The organism is Microcella putealis (assembly GCF_004216575.1).
In the GTDB taxonomy this organism is placed as follows: domain Bacteria; phylum Actinomycetota; class Actinomycetes; order Actinomycetales; family Microbacteriaceae; genus Microcella; species Microcella putealis.
In genome coordinates this window covers 144879-165412 of record NZ_SGWW01000003.1, presented here as the reverse complement: position 1 = coordinate 165412, position 20534 = coordinate 144879, and the positions used below count along the sequence as shown (strand labels likewise).

The 20534-nt window shown below is 69.2% G+C and carries 18 protein-coding genes; 15 read left to right on the top strand and 3 right to left on the bottom strand.

The window, feature by feature from the left end; all coding sequences use genetic code 11:
* Positions 1 to 23 precede the first annotated feature (23 nt).
* The 13 genes from EV141_RS08220 to EV141_RS08160 all read left to right on the top strand — a co-directional run bounded on the left by EV141_RS08220 (position 24) and on the right by EV141_RS08160 (position 11256).
* Positions 24 to 1139 carry a thiamine pyrophosphate-dependent dehydrogenase E1 component subunit alpha gene (locus tag EV141_RS08220; protein ID WP_130485486.1) on the top strand — a complete coding sequence of 372 codons (1116 nt, stop codon included), beginning with the start codon at positions 24 to 26 and terminating at the stop codon, positions 1137 to 1139.
* Positions 1136 to 2113, top strand: a complete 978-nt coding sequence (locus tag EV141_RS08215) for an alpha-ketoacid dehydrogenase subunit beta (protein ID WP_130485485.1) — start codon at positions 1136 to 1138, stop codon at positions 2111 to 2113. Before EV141_RS08220 ends, EV141_RS08215 begins: the two co-directional genes overlap by 4 nt.
* A gap of 17 nt (positions 2114 to 2130) precedes the next feature.
* Positions 2131 to 3489 (top strand): dihydrolipoamide acetyltransferase family protein, encoded by a 1359-nt coding sequence (locus EV141_RS08210; protein ID WP_130485484.1) that lies wholly within the window; start codon positions 2131 to 2133, stop codon positions 3487 to 3489.
* A gap of 99 nt (positions 3490 to 3588) precedes the next feature.
* Positions 3589 to 4758 carry a metal ABC transporter substrate-binding protein gene (locus EV141_RS08205; protein WP_130485483.1) on the top strand — a complete coding sequence of 390 codons (1170 nt, stop codon included), beginning with the start codon at positions 3589 to 3591 and terminating at the stop codon, positions 4756 to 4758.
* A 5-nt stretch (positions 4759 to 4763) separates the two neighbouring features.
* Positions 4764 to 5618: a metal ABC transporter ATP-binding protein gene (locus EV141_RS08200; protein ID WP_241969178.1), complete on the top strand. Its 855-nt coding sequence runs from the start codon at positions 4764 to 4766 to the stop codon at positions 5616 to 5618.
* A gap of 5 nt (positions 5619 to 5623) precedes the next feature.
* Positions 5624 to 6544, top strand: a complete 921-nt coding sequence (locus EV141_RS08195; protein ID WP_241969177.1) for a metal ABC transporter permease — start codon at positions 5624 to 5626, stop codon at positions 6542 to 6544.
* Positions 6544 to 7398 (top strand): metal ABC transporter permease, encoded by an 855-nt coding sequence (locus tag EV141_RS08190; protein ID WP_130485481.1) that lies wholly within the window; start codon positions 6544 to 6546, stop codon positions 7396 to 7398. The genes EV141_RS08195 and EV141_RS08190 overlap by 1 nt, the downstream gene beginning before the upstream one ends.
* Positions 7395 to 7799, top strand: a complete 405-nt coding sequence (locus EV141_RS08185; protein WP_130485480.1) for a Fur family transcriptional regulator — start codon at positions 7395 to 7397, stop codon at positions 7797 to 7799. Before EV141_RS08190 ends, EV141_RS08185 begins: the two co-directional genes overlap by 4 nt.
* A 152-nt stretch (positions 7800 to 7951) precedes the next feature.
* Positions 7952 to 8188: a 50S ribosomal protein L28 gene (gene rpmB / locus EV141_RS08180; RefSeq protein WP_130485479.1), complete on the top strand. Its 237-nt coding sequence runs from the start codon at positions 7952 to 7954 to the stop codon at positions 8186 to 8188.
* Positions 8188 to 8355, top strand: coding sequence for a 50S ribosomal protein L33 (rpmG, locus tag EV141_RS08175; RefSeq protein WP_096419968.1), 168 nt, complete (start codon positions 8188 to 8190; stop codon positions 8353 to 8355). Before rpmB ends, rpmG begins: the two co-directional genes overlap by 1 nt.
* Positions 8356 to 8357: 2 nt before the next feature.
* Positions 8358 to 8663 (top strand): 30S ribosomal protein S14, encoded by a 306-nt coding sequence (gene rpsN, locus EV141_RS08170; protein WP_130485478.1) that lies wholly within the window; start codon positions 8358 to 8360, stop codon positions 8661 to 8663.
* Positions 8664 to 8740: 77 nt separating this feature from the next.
* Positions 8741 to 9013, top strand: a complete 273-nt coding sequence (locus EV141_RS08165; protein WP_130485477.1) for an HU family DNA-binding protein — start codon at positions 8741 to 8743, stop codon at positions 9011 to 9013.
* 194 nt (positions 9014 to 9207) lie between these two features.
* Positions 9208 to 11256, top strand: coding sequence for a bifunctional copper resistance protein CopD/cytochrome c oxidase assembly protein (locus tag EV141_RS08160; protein ID WP_311768253.1), 2049 nt, complete (start codon positions 9208 to 9210; stop codon positions 11254 to 11256).
* 27 nt (positions 11257 to 11283) lie between these two features.
* Here the strand turns inward: EV141_RS08160 and EV141_RS08155 are convergent, their stop codons facing one another.
* Positions 11284 to 12228, bottom strand: a complete 945-nt coding sequence (locus EV141_RS08155) for a hypothetical protein (RefSeq protein WP_130485476.1) — start codon at positions 12226 to 12228, stop codon at positions 11284 to 11286.
* 77 nt (positions 12229 to 12305) lie between these two features.
* Between EV141_RS08155 and EV141_RS08150 the strand changes: the two genes are divergently transcribed.
* The gene (locus tag EV141_RS08150; RefSeq protein ID WP_130485475.1) at positions 12306 to 13643 is read left to right on the top strand and encodes an ATP-dependent DNA helicase; all 1338 of its coding nucleotides are present in this window, start codon (positions 12306 to 12308) and stop codon (positions 13641 to 13643) included.
* Here the strand turns inward: EV141_RS08150 and EV141_RS12370 are convergent.
* A complete protein-coding gene (locus tag EV141_RS12370; RefSeq protein ID WP_185740143.1) occupies positions 13640 to 14179 on the bottom strand; it encodes a hypothetical protein in 540 nt (179 codons plus the stop codon). The genes EV141_RS08150 and EV141_RS12370 overlap by 4 nt on opposite strands.
* A gap of 191 nt (positions 14180 to 14370) precedes the next feature.
* Between EV141_RS12370 and EV141_RS08140 the strand changes: the two genes are divergently transcribed.
* The gene (locus EV141_RS08140; RefSeq protein WP_241969207.1) at positions 14371 to 14772 is read left to right on the top strand and encodes a GNAT family N-acetyltransferase; all 402 of its coding nucleotides are present in this window, start codon (positions 14371 to 14373) and stop codon (positions 14770 to 14772) included.
* A 6-nt stretch (positions 14773 to 14778) separates the two neighbouring features.
* On the opposite strand, the gene EV141_RS08135 is transcribed toward EV141_RS08140, so the two are convergent.
* The gene (locus EV141_RS08135) at positions 14779 to 20508 is read right to left on the bottom strand and encodes a beta strand repeat-containing protein (RefSeq protein WP_130485474.1); all 5730 of its coding nucleotides are present in this window, start codon (positions 20506 to 20508) and stop codon (positions 14779 to 14781) included.
* Positions 20509 to 20534: the final 26 nt, after the last annotated feature.

The window sequence follows — 20534 nt, the reverse complement described above, 5'->3', positions numbered from 1 at the left end:
CAGCCCCGCCTAGAGTGGAACCCATGTCCTACACGGCCGAGACCCTGCAGTTGCTCGCGCCCGACGGAACCCTCGGCTACACCGAGGCGACCGAGCCGTATCGCGCCCGCATCGACGCGCTTGACGACGGCACCCTGAGCGAGTTCTACCGACAGATGGCGGTCACCCGCCGATTCGACATCGAGGCCGGCAACCTGCAGCGCCAGGGCCAGCTCGCACTGTGGATCCCCAGTCTCGGGCAGGAGGCCGCCCAGGTGGGTTCGGGTTTCGCGGCCCGCGCGCAGGACCACATCTTCCCCGCCTACCGCGAGCACGCCGTCGGGCGTCTGCGGGGCCTCGACCTCACGCGCATCATCGCGATGTTGCGCGGGCTCACCCACGGCGGCTGGAACCCGGCCGAGACCGGCAACTTCCACCTCTACACGCTCGTGATCGGCTCGCAGGCTCTGCACGCGACCGGATATGCGATGGGCCTGCGCTTCGACGGGCTCGTCGGCACGGGCGACCCCGAGCGCGACGCCGCCGTGCTCGTCTACTTCGGCGACGGCGCAACCAGTCAAGGCGACGTCAACGAGGCCTACGTCTTCGCCCAGAGCTACGAGACGCCGCAGGTGTTCTTTCTGCAGAACAATCACTGGGCGATCTCGGTGCCGGTGAGTGTGCAGTCGAAGACCCCGCTTTTCCACCGCCCGCGCGGCTTCGGCATTCCGAGCGTGCAGATCGACGGCAACGACGTGCTGATCAGCTATGCCGCCACCGCCGAATCGTTGGATGCTGCCCGCAGCGGCCAGGGACCCCGCTTCATCGAGGCGCTCACCTACCGCATGGGCGCGCACACGACCAGTGATGACCCGACGAAGTACCGCACCGACGACGAGGTCGCCTACTGGAAAGCGCGCGACCCGATCGCGCGCTACGAGACCTTCCTCCGCGTCCGCGGCGCATCTGAAGAGTTCTTCGCCGAGGTGGCGACCGAGGGCAACGACCTCGCGGCCGACGCCCGCCGGCAGACGCTCGCGATGGAGCCGCCGCCCGCGGAGAGCATGTTCCGGCACGTGTACGGCGCCGAGCATCCGCTCATGACCGAGCAGGCCGAGTGGCTCGCGCGCTACGAGGCGTCGTTCGGAGGCGAGGCATGACCGAGACGATGACGATGGCGAAGGCCCTGAACGCGGGGCTCGCCGCCGCGATGGACGCCAACGACCGCGTGCTCTTGATGGGCGAAGACATTGGGCGGCTCGGTGGTGTGTTCCGCGTGACCGAGGGTCTGCAGCAGCGCTTCGGGGCGAACCGGGTGCTCGACACCCCGCTCGCTGAGTCGGGCATCGTGGGCAGCGCGATCGGGCTCGCCATGCGCTGCTACCGGCCGGTCGTCGAGATTCAGTTCGACGGCTTCATCTTCCCGGCGTTCGACCAGATCACGACCCAGCTGGCGAAGCTGACCGCCCGCCACGAGGGCACCCTCACCCTGCCAGTCGTCATCCGCGTGCCGTACGGCGGCCACATCGGCGCGGTCGAGCACCACCAGGAGAGCCCCGAAGCGTACTTCGCCCACACGGCGGGCCTGCGCCTCGTGAGCCCCGCGACCCCGCACGACGCCTACTGGATGATCCAACAAGCGATCGAAAGCCCCGACCCCGTGCTGTTCTTCGAGCCGAAGAGCCGCTACTGGCCGAAGGGCGAGGTCGACACCGCGGCGGCAGGCAGCACCCTGCACGCGAGCCGCATTGTGCGGCCCGGCACCGACGTCACGGTCGTCGGTCACGGTGCGATGGTCAGCATGCTGATGGATGCCGCCCAGCTCGCCGACGAGGAGGGCACGAGCATCGAGGTGGTCGACCTGCGCTCGCTCTCCCCCATCGACTACGGCCCCCTGCTCGAGTCGGTGCGCCGCACGGGCCGCCTCGTCGTCTCTCAGGAGGCGCCCGGCAACGTCAGCATCGGCTCGGAGGTGGCCGCCACGGTCGCCGAGCGCGCCTTCTACTCGCTCGAAGCGCCCGTCATTCGCGTGTCGGGCTTCGACACCCCCTTCCCGCCCGCGAAGCTCGAGGGCGCGTACCTGCCCGACGTCGACCGCATTCTCGATGCCGTCGACCGCAGCCTCGCCTACTGAGCGCCCTGGAGGACACGATGACCGCATCAGAGTTCCCGCTCCCCGACGTCGGTGAGGGTCTCACCGAGGCCGAGATCGTCGAGTGGAAGGTCGCCCCCGGCGACGCGGTCGCTGTCAACCAGGTGATCGTTGAGATCGAAACGGCGAAGTCGCTCGTCGAGTTGCCCAGCCCCTTCGAGGGCACGGTCGACGAGTTGCTTGTCGGCGAGGGCGACACGGTCGAGGTCGGCACACCCATCATCCGCGTGCGCGGCGCGGGCGAGGCGGCCACGCCGGCCCCGACCGCGGCGCAGACGGAAACGGCGGATGCTGTCGCCGACACCCAGGGAACGGTCGCGGCCGCCGAGGGCGCCGATTCCGGTTCGGGTGCCGTGCTCGTCGGCTACGGATCAAAGGGCGGGCACGTAGCCTCGCGCCGCCGCCGTGCGGCGGGCGTCGGCGTGACGGACCACGCCCCCCAGGCCGAGGCGGCAGCGGCGGCGCCCAAGCCGCGCTCGCTTCCGGTGGCCGACGCCTCCCCCGTGCTCGCGAAGCCTCCGATTAGGAAGCTCGCCAAAGACCTCGACGTGAACCTCGCCGAGGTGATCGGCACCGGTATCGGTGGCGAGGTGACGCGCGACGACGTCATTCGGCACGCGCAGCAGGCGAGCGTGTTCCGCAACATCACGACGCCTGAGCAGCCGACGGCGCGCGAAGATCGCATCCCCGTCAAGGGCGTGCGCAAGGCGATCGCGGCGGGCATGGTGCGCAGCGCCTTCAGCGCGCCCCACGTCAGCGTGTTTGTCGACGTCGATGCGACCCGCACCATGGAGTTCGTCAAGCGCCTGAAGGCGAGCCCCGACTTCGCGGGCATCAAGGTGTCGCCGCTGCTGGTCATGGCGAAGGCGATGATCTGGGCGGTGCGGCGCAACCCGACGGTCAACTCGACCTGGACCGACACCGAGATCATCGTTCACCACTTCGTGAACTTCGGTTTCGCGGCGGCGACCCCGCGCGGGCTCGTCGTGCCGAACGTCAAGAACGCGCAAGACCTGAGCCTGCGCGAGCTCGCCCAGGCGATCGAGCAGCTCACGATCACGGCGCGCGACGGCAAGCTGCAGCCGGCCGACATGGCCGACGGCACGATCACGATCACGAACATCGGCGTCTTCGGTATGGACACCGGCACGCCGATCTTGAACCCGGGCGAGGTCGCGATCGTCGCGCTCGGCACGATCAAGCAGAAGCCGTGGGTCGTCGACGGCGAGGTGCGGCCGCGCTTCGTCACGACGCTCGGCGCGAGCTTCGACCACCGCGTCGTTGACGGGGATGTTGCAAGCCGCTTCCTGGCGGACGTCGCGTCGATCATCGAAGAGCCGGCGCTCCTGCTCGACTGAGTGCGCGCATCCGGTTCTTAATGAGAACCGTTTTGACAATCGTTATCAGTAAGACGTACGCTCGGGGAGTCCCATCGACCCCTCCTTAGAGAGTCCGTCATGACGTCGTTTTCGACCTCGCGCCGCACCCGTCGCGCGCTTCCCGCCCTGCTCGCCTCGAGTGTGCTCGCCCTCGGCCTCGCCGGCTGCGCGACGGCCGAGCCGGCCGCCGACGCTGACACCCCCGCCGCCGTCGAGCCCGCCCTGACGATCGTTGCGAGCACCACCCACACGGCCGAGTTCGCCGAGCGCGTGGCGGGCGAGCTCGCCGAGGTGACCGCGCTCATCCAGCCAAACCAGAGCACGCACAGCTTCGATCCGACCGCCGCCGACCTGCAGGCCCTCGCCGCCGCCGACGTACTCGTCATCAACGGTGCTGGCCTCGAAGAGTGGCTCGACGACGCGGTCGCGTCATCGGGCTTCGCGGGTGAGACCGTCGACGCGAGCGAGCAGGTCGGCCTCATCGAATTCGCCGCAGAGGAAGCGCATGGCCACGAGGGTGAGGACGCGCACAGTGAGGATGCGCACGTTCACGAGGGCGAGGACGCGCACGCCCACGAGGGTGACGACCACGCTCACGAGGAAGACGTCGCCGCCGCGTCGACGGAGGAAGAGCTCCACTCCGAGGGTGACGACCACGACCACGCGCACGACGGGGGCGACCCGCACATCTGGACGAGCGCATCCAACGCCGCCGCCATGGTGCAGGCGATCGCCGACGGCCTGGCCGCGGCCGACGCCGACAACGCCGACAGCTACGAGGCGAACGCCGCCGCGTACATTGCCGAGCTCGAGCAGCTTGACGCGTGGATCACCGAGAGCATCTCGGCGGTCGACCCCGCAGCGCGCACGCTCGTGACCAACCACGAGGCCTTCGGCTACTTCGTCGACGCCTACGACGTCACCTATGTCGGCGCGATCATTCCGAGCTTCGACGACAACGCCGAGGTGAGCGCCGCCGACATCGACAGCCTCGTTGACCGCGTGCGCGACGCCGGCGCCACCGCGGTCTTCAGCGAGACGACGCTGTCGCCCGCCGCCGCCGAAACCATCGCGAGTGAGGCCGGGGTGCAGGTGTTCAGTGGCGAAGACGGCCTGTATGGCGACTCGCTCGGCCCCGCCGGATCGCCCGGTGAGACCTACATCGGCTCGATGATCCACAACGTGACGGTGCTCGTCACCGCGTGGGGCGGCCAGATCGCTCCGGTTCCCGCCGACTTGGCAGAATGAGGGGCGTGAGCCTCGAAAACGCGCGACCGGCCGGCGCCCCCGCAGGGGTGCCGGCCGTCGCCATTCCCGGCGAGGCGCGTCGCGCATCCGACACCGGTACCCCCGCCGTCACCGCGCGAGCCGCCGCCTTCGCGTACGGCAAGAACGCGCCGGCGCTGAGCGAGGTCACCCTCGACGTCGCGCCCGGTGAGGCGCTCGCCGTCATCGGGCCGAACGGCGCCGGCAAGTCGACGTTCATTCTTGGCCTGCTTGGCCTGACCACGCTCGCCGCGGGCACGCTCGCCGTGCTCGGCGGCACTCCCGCACAGGCGCGCCGCCGGGTCGGCTACGTGCCGCAGACGGCGGGGCTTGACCCCGAGTTTCCGGTGACGCTCGACCAGGTCGTCATGATGGGCCGCTACCGGCAGCTCGGCTGGCGCTGGCCCGGTCGCCGCGATCGCGCCGCCGTGCACGCCGCGCTCGAGCGGGTGGGCCTCGCCGACGAGCACCGCACCCGCTTCGGGCGACTCTCGGGCGGGCAGCAGCAGCGGGGCCTGTTGGCCCGCGCGCTCGTGTCACAGCCGCGCCTGCTGGTGCTCGACGAGCCGTTCAACGGGCTCGACCAGACCAACCGTGACACCCTGCTCGACATCGTGCGCGAGCTGAAGAACGACGGCGTCGCCTTCGTCATCTCGACCCACGACCTCGACCTCGCCCGCGCCGTCTGCGACAGCGTGCTGCTCGTCAACGGCACGCAGGTCGCCGCTGGCCCCCGCGACGACGTGCTGACCCTCGACAACCTCGAGGCCGTGTTTGCGGGCCACCAGGTCGAGGTCGACGAACACACCGTGGTCGTGCCGCCCCACGACGGCCACGCCTGATCGCCGTGACCATCGTCGACTGGCTGGTGGGCCCCTTCGCGCTGCCCTTCATGCAGCGCCCGCTGCTCGTCATGCTCGCCCTCGCCGTCGCCCTGGGGCTCGCGAGCGTCATGGTGACCTTGCGGGGGCTGCAGTTCGTGGGTGACGGTCTCGTGCACGCTGTCTTTCCGGGCATCGTGGTGGGCTTTGCTGTCGCCGGGCGCGACGGACTCGTGCCCGGCGGTCTCGTCGCCGCCGCCATCGCCGCCGTGGCGTTCACCCTGCTGAGCCGCCGCGCGCTCGCGAGCGACTCGGCGATCGCCGTCGTGCTGACCCTGATGTTCGGCATCGGGGTCATCGTGGTCTCGCGCCAGTCGGACTACGTCGGCCAGCTACAAGAGCTGCTGTTCGGTCGACTGCTCACGGTCACCGATGCCGACGTCACGCTCACCCTCGTGATCGGCGCGGCGGCGACCGTCGCCATCGCGCTGGTCTGGCGCACGCAGCTCTTTCGCGCGCACGACCCGCTCGCCGCCCGCGCGAGCGGCCACCACGTGCTCGCGACCGACCTCGTGCTCGCCGTCTCGGTGGCGGTGCTGATCGTCGCCGCGACGGCCGCCGTGGGCAACTTGCTCGCCCTCGGCCTGCTCGTCGTGCCGGGGGCCGCCGCGCGGCTGCTGACGCACCGCATCGGCTGGATGGTCACGATCTCGATCGCGACGGCCGCCCTCGCCGGCTACGCGGGCCTCCTGATCGGATTCCGCGCATCCGTCGATTACGGCATCCCGCTGGCCGGCGGCGCGTCGGTGATCACGACCCTGGTCGTGATCTACGGGCTCGTGCTCGCCGCGAGCGCGCTGCACCGGCACGGTCCGCGCACGCGGCCGGCGGCGGATGCACGCCCCGCGTCGCGCGCATCGGTCACCGCCCCCGAGGCGGTGCGCTGATGGAATTCGGCTTCTTCGAGCGCGCCCTCATCGAGGCGGTGCTCGCCGGCGGCGTCGCCGGCCTCGTTGGCACCTTCGTCGTGCTGCGCCGCCGCGCCTTCTTCACGACGGCGCTGACGCACGCCACCTTCCCCGGCGCAGTGGTCGCCGCCGTGCTCGGCATTAGCGTCGTGCTCGGCGCCGCTGTGTTCAGTGTGCTGCTCGTCGCCCTCATGACGCTCATCTCGCGCGTGCGCGAGCAGGGCGCGCAGGTCGCCGCCGGCGTGGTGCTGACCTTCGGCTTCGCCCTCGGTGCCCTGCTGCAGTCGGCGAACCCGTCGCTACCGATCTCGGTCGAGAGCTACCTGGTCGGCTCGATTCTCACGGTCGGCTGGGGTGAGATCACGCTCACCGCCGTCATGTTCGCCATCGCCGCTCTTGTCATCGCCACGCGGGGTCGACACCTCGTCTTCTCGACGGTCGACGAGCTCGGCTACCGCGCCGCCGGCTACCGGCCCTGGGTCGCCGAGGCGACGATCGTCGCCCTCATCGCCGGCACCGTGGTCGTGATCATGCCGGCGATCGGCGCGATCCTCGCGATCGCCCTCATCGTGGGGCCGGCGGTGGCCGCGCGCCAGCTGGTCTCGTCAACAAACGCCGTGTTGCTGCTCGCACCGGTGATCGGCGCCGCATCCGCTGTGATCGGTGTCATCGCATCCCGCGAATGGTCGATCGCGCCGGGCGGCGCGATCACGGTCGTCGTCGCGATCGTCGTCGGCCTCGCGGTGGCGATCGGGCGGATGCTGCCCTCGCGGCCGTCGCTGGCGCCGCGGCCCCAGCCGTCCCCGACCCCGCGTACCCTGGTGGGGTCATGAAGCGAAACACCTGGCAGCGCGAAGCTGTGCGCACGGCGCTCAGCGAATCGGACGGCTTCATCAGCGCCCAAGCCCTGCACGGGCAGCTGCGCGACGGCGGCTCGACGATCGGGCTCGCCACCGTCTATCGCGCCCTCACCGACCTCACCGACGAGGGTGAGGCCGACTCGCTCACGCAAGACGGCGAGGCGCTGTACCGCGCCTGCACCCCCGATACCCACCACCACCACCTCATCTGCCGGCGCTGCGGCGCAACGGAAGAGATCGAGGCCGACCCGGTGGAAGAGTGGGCGCGCCGCATCGCCGCCGAGCACGGCTACACCCGCGCCGAGCACGTGGTCGACATCTTTGGGCTCTGCCCCGCGTGCTCGCGTTTGTCGGAATCGGCCCCCAGCGCGTAAGCTAGGCCCTTGTGTCAGGCGCGAGCCTGGCTTCTTGTGCGCATCTCGCCCCGCTCAACCAGCTACTGGAGCGGACCCGGCGGGTCTCGCGTGCCGACAAGTGACCTTGGGTACGGCAATCGCCGTACGGTAGCCGAATAGTTGGAGGACCCATGGCAGCCGTCTGCCAGGTGACCGGAGCCGTACCCGGCTTTGGGCACAACATCTCGCACTCGCACCGCCGCACGAAGCGTCGGTTCGATCCGAACATCCAGAAGAAGACCTACTACGTGCCCTCGCTGCGCCGCAACGTGACCCTCACGCTGTCGGCCAAGGGCATCAAGGTGATCGACGCGCGCGGTATCGAGTCGGTCGTCAAGGACCTCATTGCTCGCGGGGAGAAGATCTAATGGCCAAGCAGCAGGACGTCCGTCCCATCATCAAGCTTCGGTCGACGGCCGGCACCGGGTACACCTACGTGACCCGCAAGAACCGCCGCAACGACCCCGACCGTCTCGTGCTGAAGAAGTACGACCCGGTCGTCCGCAAGCACGTCGAATTCCGCGAGGAGCGCTAACCATGGCGAAGAAGAGCAAGATCGCGCGCAATGAGCAGCGCAAGGTAGTTGTCGAGCGGTACGCCGCAAAGCGTCTCGAGCTGAAGAAGGCCCTCATCGACCCGAACGGCACCGACGAGTCGCGTGAGGCCGCCCGCAAGGGTCTGCAGAAGCTTCCGCGCGACGCGTCGCCGGTGCGCGTGCGCTCGCGTGACGCCATCGACGGCCGTCCCCGCGGTGTCCTCACCAAGTACGGCATTTCCCGTGTGCGCTTCCGCGACATGGCGCACCGCGGCGAATTGCCCGGCATCACGAAGTCAAGCTGGTAGTTTCAGGGGCGATTCCCGCGAATTCTCGTGAATTCGCGGGGTCTATCTGAACAATCCTGAGGTCCGAGGAGGACACAATGAACCGTTCCGAGCTCGTTGCCGCTGTGGCTGCTGAGTCGGGCCTGAGCCAGGCTGACGTCAACCGCGTCCTCGATGGTCTGTTCTCGACCGTCTCCGGCGCCGTCGCCCAGGGCACCAAGGTCTCCATCCCGGGCTGGCTCTCGTTCGAGCGCACCTCGCGTGCCGCTCGCACGGGCCGCAACCCGCAGACCGGCGAGACCATCCAGATCGCCGCGTCGAACGGCGTGAAGGTCAGCGCCGGTAGCAAGCTGAAGGCTGCCGTCAAGTAGCTTTACCGGCTTCTCGGCACGGTGCCCTCGTGGCACGCAGCCGATCGCGCGAGGCGCTCCCGCTCAGGCGGGGGCGCCTCGTTCGCGTTTCGCGGCGCGTGCGGTGCTCCGGCTCTCGGCGGGCATGAAGCGCCGCTCGCCTAATCTTTTGGTGACTACCCGCGCATCCCGGTCGACCGAGAAAGGGGGATGCAGTGCCCGCCTCACAGCCGACCGCGTCTGTCTCTGACGCCCCCGCGAGCATCCCGCCGTCGCCGCTGATGCGGCGCGCGCCGTGGGCGGGTCTCGGAATCGCCGCGCTGCTCGCCGGCACGATCGTCGCCCTCATCACCGGCCTCGTCATCGGCGGCGGTGCCGCGGCCCCCGCCTTCGCCGACCCGGGTGCGGTCGTGCGCTGGGGCCTGCCCGTTGGCAAGGCGCTCGTGAACCTCGGTGCGGCCGGCGCCATCGGCGCGCTGCTGCTGGCCGTCATCGCGTTGAACCTGCAGAGCGAGGCGTACAACCGCGCCCTCGACATCGCCGCGGCGTCGGCCGCCGTATGGACGGTCGCGAGTGCCGTCACCGGCTTCCTGACCTTCTTGAGCGTCTTCACCCAGCCCGTCAGCCTCGAGCCCGAGTTCGGGCGAATCCTTGGCCGCTTCTTCGGCGAGGTTGAACTCGGTCAGGCGTGGCTCGCCACCACCCTGATGGCCGCCGTCGTCACCGTGCTGTGCTTTGTGCTGCGCCACCCCGCGCTCGTCGTGGGCGTGGGCCTGCTTGCGGTCGCCGCCCTGTGGCCGGTTGCCCAGACCGGGCACGCCGGCGGCACGGCCGACCACGACGCGGCCGTCACGGCGGTCTTCCTGCACAGTGTGTTCGCCGCGGTCTGGGTGGGTGGCCTGCTCGCGCTCGTGCTGCTGCGCCGCCCGCTCGCCGAGCAGCTACCGACGGTGCTGAAGCGCTACTCGACCCTCGCGCTGATCGCGTTCGTCGTCGTCGCCGCGTCGGGGCTCGTCAGCGCTCAGCTGCGCATCGGCTCGCTCGCGGGGCTCGGCAGCGAATACGGGATGCTCGTGATCGCCAAGGTCACGGCCCTCGTCGCGCTCGGGGCATTCGGCGCCGCCTACCGCACCCGCGTCATCGCCCGCGTCGAGACCTCGCCGCGCCCCGCGTTCGGCTTCTGGACGATCGTGACGGTCGAACTCGCCGTCATGGGTGTCGCGATGGGCCTCGCCTCGGCCCTCGGCCGCACGGCGACGCCGGCGCCCGAGGTGCCCGTCACCGAGCTGTCTGACCCGACGCCGGCCGAGTTGCTGACCGGCGCTCCCCTGCCGCCCGAGTACACCTGGTGGCGACTGTTCACCGAGTGGGATCTCAACCTGCTGTGGGCGCTGCTCGCGGGCTTCGGCCTGTTCTTCTACGTGGCAGGCGTCGTGCGCCTGAACCGCCGCGGCGACCGCTGGCCGATTCACCGCACGATCCTCTGGATCTCGGGCATGATCACGCTGTTCATCGTGACCAGCTCGGGGCTCGCGGTCTACGAGAAGTACCTGTTCAGCATCCACATGCTCGGGCACATGATCCTGTCGATGGGCATCCCGGTGATGCTCGTGCTCGCGGCGCCCGTGACGCTCGCGGCCCGCGCCATTCACGCGCGCAAAGACGGTTCCCGCGGCCCCCGCGAGTGGATTCTCGCGATCGTGCACTCGAAGTGGGCAGGGATTGTCGGCCACCCCATTGTCGCCGCGGTCGTCTTCGCGATCTCACTACTCGTCTTCTACTACTCGCCGATCTTCGGCTGGGCCGTCACCGACCACATCGGGCACCAGTGGATGATCATCCACTTCCTCTTGTCGGGGTACCTCTTCGTCAACTCGCTGATCGGCGAAGACCCGGCCCCGTACCGGCCGCCGTACCCGATCCGGCTGCTGATCCTCATGGCGACGATGGCGTTCCACGCCTTCTTCGGCCTCTTCCTGCTGTCGGGCACGGGGCTGCTGCTGCCCGAGTGGTACGGCGCGATGGGTCGCGACTGGGGCATCACGCCGCTCGCCGACCAGCAGCGCGGTGGCGGCATCGCCTGGAGCGTCGGCGAGATTCCGACCCTGGCGCTCGCGATGCTCGTCGTGTGGATGTGGTCGCGCGCCGACAAGAAAGAGACGAAGCGGCGCGACCGGCAGGCCGACCGCGACGGCGACGCCGAGCTCGCGGCCTGGAACGACATGCTCGCCAAGCGCGCCGAGTCAGACAACCGCCCGAGCTAGCGGGCGGCTAGCGCCTATCGCTACTCGCTACGGGTAGACGGTGACGACCGGCCCGTCGGGCCCGAGCACGACGATGCCGCTGACGTCGGCGACCACGTCCTCGGTCAGACGGCTCACGGTTCCGTCGAAGAGCGACTGCACCTCGACCTCGACGCGCATGGTGGCGGAGCCGTCGAGTGAGAAGCGGCCCGGATTCGCCGAGAGCGTGAGCGACACCTGGGGCGCGTCCACGCGCATCCATGCTGGCCGATCGATGACGCGATCGCCGGTGACCGCTCGCCCGAACGGGCAGCCCGACGGTTGCAGCACTTCCTGCGTGGCGCAGGTGTCGAGCACCTCGGTGAGCTGCCGTTCGACCTCGCGCACGAGGCGCTCGGACGGGGTGGCGGTCAGGATCACCGGCGGCGGCGCCACCGATCGGGGGCGGATGCGTGTGCTCGCCGCATCGAGGAACGGCTCAGCGTTCGCGACCGAGACACGGGCGGGGATGAACGCGGTTGCGATCGCGGTCTCGCCCGGCCCCGGCGTGACCAGCGCGCGCCCGGACACCAGCAGCTCGGTGTGCTGGTCAACCCCGACCGGGATGCGCGTCACTGGCGGCTCAACGAAACGCCACTGCGGGATGATGCCCGCGAGCCGCTCGGCCGGCTCGAGCAGAAAGATCACGGTCGCCGCGTCGTTGTCTCCGCCGTACAGGGCGGTGACGGCAACGCGTCCGCCGTCGCGCGGCTGCGCGGCCACGACGCGCAGCACGGTGGGCTCTCCCTCGTCGCCGAGGGGGAGGGCATCGCCCGGCTCCAGCCCGGAGAGTGCGGCGGCGGCGGGCAGCTGGTCGGCCGCCAATGCCTCGAGGTAGCGCTCGACGTGCGCCTCGGGCGTCTCGGTCATCGTGACGGCGACGACGAGAGCGGCGGCTGCGAGGCCCGATACGAGCGCGGCGACTCCTCCCCCGATGAGCAGTCCGCGCGCCATGCGCTCAGCCTAGGGTGACCGGTCGGTGTCGGGCGGGGCCACGGCTACGCTAAAAGCCCCCAAGCTTCGGAGGTGCCGTGCCCGATCGTGCCCACGCTCGCCCGGGTGCGCCGACCCTCGCCGACGAGCAGCGCGCCGTTATCGAGCTGATCGAGTCGACCCGTGAGCACGTGTTCGTCACCGGCCGTGCGGGTACGGGCAAGTCGACACTGCTCGAGGCCTTTCTCGAACAGACCGAGCGCACCGTCGTCGTCTGCGCGCCGACCGGGGTGGCCGCGCTGAACGTCGGCGGCCAGACGATTCACTCGCTCTTTCGCCTGCCGATCGGGCTGATCGCTGACGCCGATCTCGACGACGCCCCGCACCTTCGCCGACTACTCGGCGGCGTCGACACGATCGTCATCGACGAGGTGTCGATGGTGAGCGCCGACCTGATGGATGCGATTGACCGGCGGCTGCGCAGCGCCCGGGCGCGCCCGCGCGAGCCGTTCGGCGGCGCGCAGGTGGTGCTGTTCGGCGACCCATACCAGCTGGCGCCGGTGCCGGGCCGTGATGCCGGCGAGCGGGCGTACTACGCCGACCACTACCGCTCGATCTGGTTCTTCGACGCGCGCGTCTGGCAGGAGGCCGATCTGCGCATTGTCGAGCTGCAGACCATCCACCGTCAGCGCGATGAGGCGTTCCGGCAGATGCTGTCGGCCGTGCGGCATGGCGAGGTGACGCCCGAGATCGGCCGCGCGCTCAACGAGGCGGGCGCGCGCCCTGCGCCCGATGACGGCATCCTGACGCTCGCGAGCACCAATGCGACGGTGTCACGCATCAACGGCCGCGAGCTGGCGCGACTCGATGGCGCGCTGAAGACCGCGAAGGCCGAAGTGGTCGGCGAGTTCGGGGGAGCGGGCGGCTACCCGGCTGACGAGTCGCTGCAACTGAAGGTCGGAGCGCAGGTCATGTTTCTGCGCAACGACACCCAGGGCGATGGCGCGCCCCGCTGGGTGAACGGCACGCTCGGCACGGTTGAGCGCATCGGCCGCACCGTGTTCGTCGAGGTTGATGGTGAGAGCCACGAGGTGCACCCCGCGACGTGGGAGAAATACCGCTACACCTACTCGGCCGCGCAGAAGCGCGTGACCAAAGACGTGATCGGCGAGTTCACACAGTTTCCGCTGCGGCTTGCGTGGGCCGTCACCATTCACAAGTCGCAGGGGCAGACCTACGACCGCGCTGTTGTTGACCTGGGGCCGCGCGCGTTCGCACCGGGGCAGACCTACGTGGCGCTGTCGCGCATCCGCTCGCTCGAGGGGCTGCACCTCGTGCGGCCACTGCGACCGAGCGACATCATCGTCGACGACGACGTGCGCCGCTTCATGGCTGACGTCGAGCCCGTGATCGGGCGCGAGGTTAATGCCGGTTAGTGGTCGGTGTGGTCGACGCTGAACAGGGGCGCGTTGGCCGGCTGTTCCGTGGCAGGCGCGTCAGCCGGGGCCGCGGGAACCGCGGGTTGTTCGGCCGCGGGCGCTGCGGGCTGCCCGGCAGCCGCCGGAGCCCACGTCGCGAAGCCGGCGGCGAGCATCCCGCCCCCGACGAGCGCAACGGTGACGGCGAGAGCCGAGAGGATGAGCGCGCGGCGGCCCGGCCGACCCGATGTACGGGCGGGCCGCCGCGCGGCGACGCGGCTCGTGAGCGCAACCCCCGAAGCGCTGACGAGTCCGACGATGCTCACGATGCCGAGTGCGCCGACGACCGGGTTGGCGAAGCTCCCCAGCTCCGCGAGGTCGAAGACGAGGCCCGCGAGCAGCAGGATCCCCCAGATGAGAGCGGGCGCGATCAACAGCACGACGATGGTCGTGGTCGTCGTCGATGCGACGGCGAACGTCGGGCCCCCGCCCGGTGCGCGCGTGGTGACAGTGTTCGGGCCCCCGCCCGGCAGTGTCTGCGATATCGACGACATGTGCGCCTCCTCTCGCACAGTGTTCGGCGTCGCTGCACAAACGGTTTGCTGACAGCTTGCTGAGAGCGGTGGTGGGTGACGATGGAGGGGTGACATCCCCGCGCAGTGCCGAAAACGACACGCCGACCGGCGACGAGCTACTGGCGCTGTACACCGCCGTCGGCTGGACGGCCTACACGCGCGACCCCGGCATGCGCCGTCGCGCCGTCGCGCAGTCATCGTTCAACGCCGCAGCTCGCGATGATGCTGGACTGCTCGTTGGCTTCGTGCGCGTCATATCTGACGACGCGACCATCGCTTACATCCAGGACATCCTGGTGCGGCCGGATGCGCAGGGCCGTGGAATCGGAAGCGCGCTGCTCGAGGCGGCGCTTGCGCGACACGCGCATGTACGCCAGGTCGTGCTGATTACCGACGATGAGCCGAGGCAGCGGCCTTCTACGAGGCACTCGGCTTCACGGAAGGCGCCGAGGTGTCGTCGGGGCCGATCCGTACCTTCGTGCGGTTCTGTTGAGGGCGGGCTCCGGGAAGAGGTCCGAAACGCTGACGGCCCCCGCCGGGTTGGCGGGGGCCGTCAGCGGCTGCTCTCGTGACGAGGGCTAGCGCCCGTCGAAACGCCGTGACGTTCGAGCACGGTTCCACGAGCGCCGTGACACCGCGATCGCGAGTGCGCCGAGGAGGAACAACAGGGCGCCTCCCGCGAGGCCGTCTCGCAGAGTCGTTGACGATGCGCCTGTGTGTGCCAAGTCGGCCGAGCGGTCGGCCACGTCAGCCGGAACGGGCTCGGCGTTGCCGACGGTTCCGTTGTCGCCGCCGCCGTTGCCGCCGCCATCACCGCCGCCGCCGTTACCGCTCAGGGCCTGGCCCGTTACGGTGACGCTAACGTCTGCGTAGCCGTCGCGCTGCAGGGTCATGGTGAGTTCGGCGACCTCACCGTCGGCGAGGCCCATGACGTAGATGGTGTCACCCACCATGAGAGCTGTTCCTCGGGTCACGGAAAGGATGTACCGCGCATCGGGGTCGAAGTTCTGAATCACAACGCGGAACCCGCCAGACATCGGCTCGGGCGCATCCCATTCGGGAGCCACAGGCGTTCCCAGAGCGGCGCCTGTCACGGTCGCGCTTCTGTCTGCATAGCCGTCGCGTTGCGCGGTCATGGTGAGTTCGGCGAGCTCGCCATCCGCGAGCCCCGTGACGTAAATGGTGTCTCCGACCATCAGGGCCGTTCCTGCGGTTACTGAGAGCACGTACCGCTCCTCGGGGTCGAAGTTAGCAACCACGACGCGGAAACCACCGATCATGGGCTCGGGCGCTTCCCACTCGGGAGTTACCCCGGCGGCAAGCGCGGTTCCCGTCACATCGCTGCTCGCCGGCAGAGCGCTAGGCGCTTGCGCGGTCACGGTAACGGTCGCAGATGCTGCCGGGGACAGTCCCGTGATCGTCAGCAGTGATCCCGCACGAGTCACCGTGGGCGCCGCGAGGGTAAGGAACTCGTCACCGATCGACAGGCTGTACAGCGCGCTGGAATCGTAATTTGTGATCTCGACCGTAAAGCCATCTGCCGTCGAGGTCACGGGGCCGAACGTCGGGGCGACGCCCTCGACGAGGGCCGAGCCGGTGCGGGTCGCTGAAACGGTGGTGTAGCCCGACTTCTGAACGGTGACCAGCGCTTCGGCCGATCCACCGGTGACCAGCCCCGTGACGGTCACGATGGCCCCCGAACGAGAAACGGTCGCATCGGCCACCTCGATGACGTATGTGGCGTCCGGGTCGAGGTTGGTGATCGTGAATTGGAACCCCCCGTTGATGGGTGTCGCGAGAGAGAGCGCCGGCACCACGCCCGCAAGCAGGGCAGCCCCCGACACTGAGGCGCTGGCCGGGAGCGACGTCGGTGTAGAGACACTCACGCCGATCGACGCACTGGCGCCCGGCGTGAGACCGGAAACGGTGATGAGCTCTCCCGAGCGCGTCGCCGTGACGCCGCTCGGCGCTGTCATCACGTAGTCGGCAGCCGCGTCGAAATTCGTGATTCGCACGGTGAAGCCGGTTGCCGTCGCGACGGTGCTGTCGAACGTCGGAACGATGCCCGGCGCGAGCGGGGTCACGGGGGAGGTGCTCGCACTGGCCGGGCCAGCCCCGCTGGAGTTGTTCGCGACGATTTGGAATCGGTACGACGCTCCGTTTTGCAGCCCTGTCACGTCGAACGTCGTGCCCGTTGTGCTTCCACACGAGGTGAACGAGGCGCCGTTCATGGAACACAGAACCGAGTACCCGGTGAGCGCGCTCGCCCCCTGCCCCATCGGCGGTGTCCAGCTCAGTGAGACAAGTGCGTCACCGGCCGTTGCCGTGACCGAGCGGGGCGCCGAGGGCAACAGGGATGGCGTGGCCGCCACGCGGTCGGATCGCACGGAGTACATCGAGACAGTGTTTTGCGTCTGTACCGAGACGTAGTAGGTCGTGCCATTCGAGAGACCCGTCAGAGTGCAGCTCAAGGTGGTCGCGGTGCACGTGGTGACCGTCGAACCGCCCGAGGCGGCGGTGAAAGCGGTCGCCGTGTAGTTCAGGATTGTGCCGCCGTTTGCATTGGCGGGCGCCCACGAGACGACAATCGATCCGTTGCGCGCATCCGCCTCAATCGAGGTCGGCGCGCTGGGGAAGCCGAAGGGGGTTCCCGTCAGGCTGTTCGAGGCAGGGCTCGGACCAGCCGTGGTGACCGCGCGAAGTCGGACGGTGTAGCTCGTGCCGTTCGTGAGGTTTGTGATGGTGGCCGGGTTGGACGCGCTCGTGAGGGCAAACCAGTTCGACCCCGAGTCGACGGAGTATTCGTAGCGGAGGAACGTCCCACCCCCCACAGCGCCCGCCGAGAACGCTGCGCTCAGCGCTCGATCACCGGAGGTCAGGGAAGACAGGGTCGGTGCGGCAGGACGCTGCAACGGAGTCACCGCCACGCGGGGGGTGGACGCGACACTGTCGCCCGCAGCGTTGCTCGCTACGACAGACACGTAGTACGTCACACCGTTTGCGAGGCCCGGGATCGAACAGTTCGTCGAGTCTGACGTACACGTCGCCACGGGCGTTGTCGAGGAGACCGATTCGTACGCGGTCGCCAGGTAACTCGTGATGTCGGCACCGCCGGTGAAAGACGGCGGAGTCCATGACACATCGGCGGATGCCGTGTTCGAGACGGCAACGACATCAGTCGGGGCATCGGGAATCGTTCGGGGCGTCGCGGTCGCAGGCCCTGACGGGGTGCCGTTGCCGATCGCGTTGACTCCGCGAACGGAGACGCTGACGGGTTGCCCGTTCGTCAGGCCAGTGAGAACGATTGGTCCAACGACCGTGCTCGAGTCGATCCAGGTTGCGCCGCCATCGACGGAGTACTCGATACGGGTAAGCGGTGACCCGCCGTCATCCGCGAAAGCGAAGGCAACGGTCACCGACGAGTCACCCGCCGTCGCCGACACGCTGGGCGCGGGTGGCGACGTGGCCGGAGCGGAATAGAGGGGGAGGGATGCGGCGCTCGCGCCGACAACGTTCACTCCACGCACCTGCACCGAGTAACCCTGGCCGTTCTGCAAACGCGCACCGAGATCAGCCGACGGCGCGATCAGGACGTGGCTGGGGCCGGCACCGGGTGCGGTCGCCCACGTGGCCCCGCCGTCGGTGCTGTACTCCCAGCGCGTGATGGGTGAGCCGCCATTGTCTGCCGGAGCGACGGTGACGGTCAGTGATCGGTCTCCACGTACGACCGACGTGAGGGTCGGTGCGGTGGGCGCAGACGCCGGCGTTCCCGACACCGCGGCCGACGGGGATCCGTCGCCAACCGCGGTGACGGCGCGAACGCGGACAGAAACCGGTTGACCGTCCGTCAGACCGCCGATCGTGAATTCGGTCGACAGGCTGCCGGTCGACGTCCAGGTGCCGCCGCCGTTGATGCTGTACTCGTACCGAATCACCGCAGACCCACCGTTTGAGCCGGGGGTAAACGACACGGCCACCGAACTGGGTTGTGAGGTCACCGCAGTGATCGCCGGGGCAGATGCCGCTTGTACCGGTACGCCGGGGGCTACGGACGAGGCCGGGCCCGCTCCGGCGGCATTGAGCGCACGGAGCTGAACGTAGTAAGTCTCGCCGTTCTCAAGCGGCGTGCTGCCGTCTGAGGATTGCGTGGTGATCGTGAGGGGACTCGCCACCGAACCGCCGTCGGCGCGGGGCTGCCACGTCACGCCAGCATCTGTTGAGTACTCGTATCCGGTGATCGGTTCGCCGCCATCCGACGGCGGAGCGGTGAAGGACACCTCGAGAGCGCCATCGAGTCCCGCGACCGAGCCCTCGATAATGGTCGGAGCTGACGGCACCGTGGCCGGGGTCACTACGACGGACGAGATCGGTCCCGCTCCGATGGCGTTCACCGATCGCAGGCGGACCAGCTCGGGTGTGCCGTTGGTGAGCCCGCTGATGGTGACTGGCCCTGTCGTCGTCGTTGGCGTCCAGGAGGAACCGTCGAGGGAGTACTCCACGCGCGTAATGGCGGACCCGCCGTTACCACCTGTCGTGAAGTTCACGATGGCGCGCGAGTCGCCAGCAGCCCCCGTCACGTTTGCGAGGGGGCCGGGAACCCCCGGCGTGGCGATGGTGATCGGTGCCGACGCGGCGCCCGCTCCCGCACTGTTGACCGCGCGGACCGTCACCTCATAGGAGGTGCCGTCTGCAAGGCCGGTGAGCCGAAGGGGGGTGATCGACGTGCCGACGGGCGTCCATTCCGCACCGTTGAGCTGAACCTCGTAGTCCGTGATCGGCGTTCCCCCGTTGAAACCGGGCGTCACGCTGAGGGTGATCTCCGCTCGAGTGGCACTGGCGCCGTCGATCGTTGGGGCTCCGGGGACGGCAAAGGGCGTCCCCGTCGCGGGAGCACTGGCCGCGCCGCTGCCGACGATACTGGTGGCGCGGAGTTCGACGGAGTAGGTCACGCCGTTGACGAGGCCGGGAATGGCGATCGGTGACGATGCGCCGGACGCGGGCAGCCAGGAGCCTCCGTCGATCCGGTACTCGTAGCCAGTGGCCGTTGCGCCGGATGCGGGAGGCGTCACTGCGAGAGCCAGCGCGCCGTCTCGCGGTTCGACGGCGGTGATCGTCGGCGCCGACGGGAGTCCGCGTGGGGTGATCGGCGCTGAGGCGGGCGAGTAGTCGCCGGTGCCCAGACTGCTGATGGCGGCAACTTGGAAGACATAGGCCGTGTCATTCGTCAGTCCGGTCACGACCGTTGAGCGAGCCGTGCTTCCGGTCAGAACGGGAGCGCTCCAGTTGGCGCCGTTGTCGCTGCTGTATCGAACCGCGTAGTCGGAAATCGCTGCCCCACCGGTGGCAGCGGGTGCCGCCCACGAGAGATTGACCAGGTTCACTCCGGGGGAACCTTGAACGGCGGTCGGCGCGCCCGGGCTGCCCGTCTCGTACGAAATGGTGATTGACCCGTTTCCACTGTTCTGCGCTGCGTACCCGTACGAGGTCAGCAGGCTTGTGAAGGTCGCGACGGAGTTCTCGCCGACGGAGCCGCCGTAGCCAAACCACTCGTTGGACGACCCGGCACCAAACTCGATGCGACCCTGAGCGCCACCCTGGGCGCCGGCGCCGCCACCACCGGAGCCGCCGCCATCGTCGTTGGAGCATGTCGATTGAGCGCAGGCCACGGCAGCGTTGATGCCCACCTGGCCGTTCGTGGAGGTCACATCGGTTCGGGCGACGAAAGTGCCGTCGGCGTTGCGTCCGCGAGTCGGCGCGAACTGACCTGAACCACCATTGCCACCGCCGCCCGCTGCGACGATGTCTTGGCCATCGACGACAAGCACACTCGCGGCGCCGCCCGCGCCACCCTGCCCCGACGACCCGCGGGTCCCGGCCTGGCCTCCGTTGCCTCCGTCGTAGCCGCTGAGCGGGTTCGTTCCACCGAATGCTGTCGGGGCGGTCGAGTTTGACGACGAACGACCAGTCGCACCTCCGGAGCCAACGGCGACCTGAAGCACATCCCCGGGCGTCACCGCGATGGTCCCCGTCACCACCCCGAAGTAGGTGCCGAGCGCGGGAGCAGGCGTCGCGTCTGCCCCACCGTTACCTCCCTGCCCGCCTTGCAACGTGACGGTCAGGGCCGTGACGCCGCTCGGAACCGTGAAGTTCTGCACCGTGCCGGTGTAGCTGAACGTCTGGGTCACGGTTGATGGCGCGGCAAATGCTGGCTGCGGGTCGAAAGTGACGATGGATGCCGCAGCGATCGCGACGACAGAAGTGCCGGCGATGAGGCGGGTACGAACACTGGGTGCGAGAAGTGACGGCACGAGGTACTCCCAAGCGGACAGGGGTT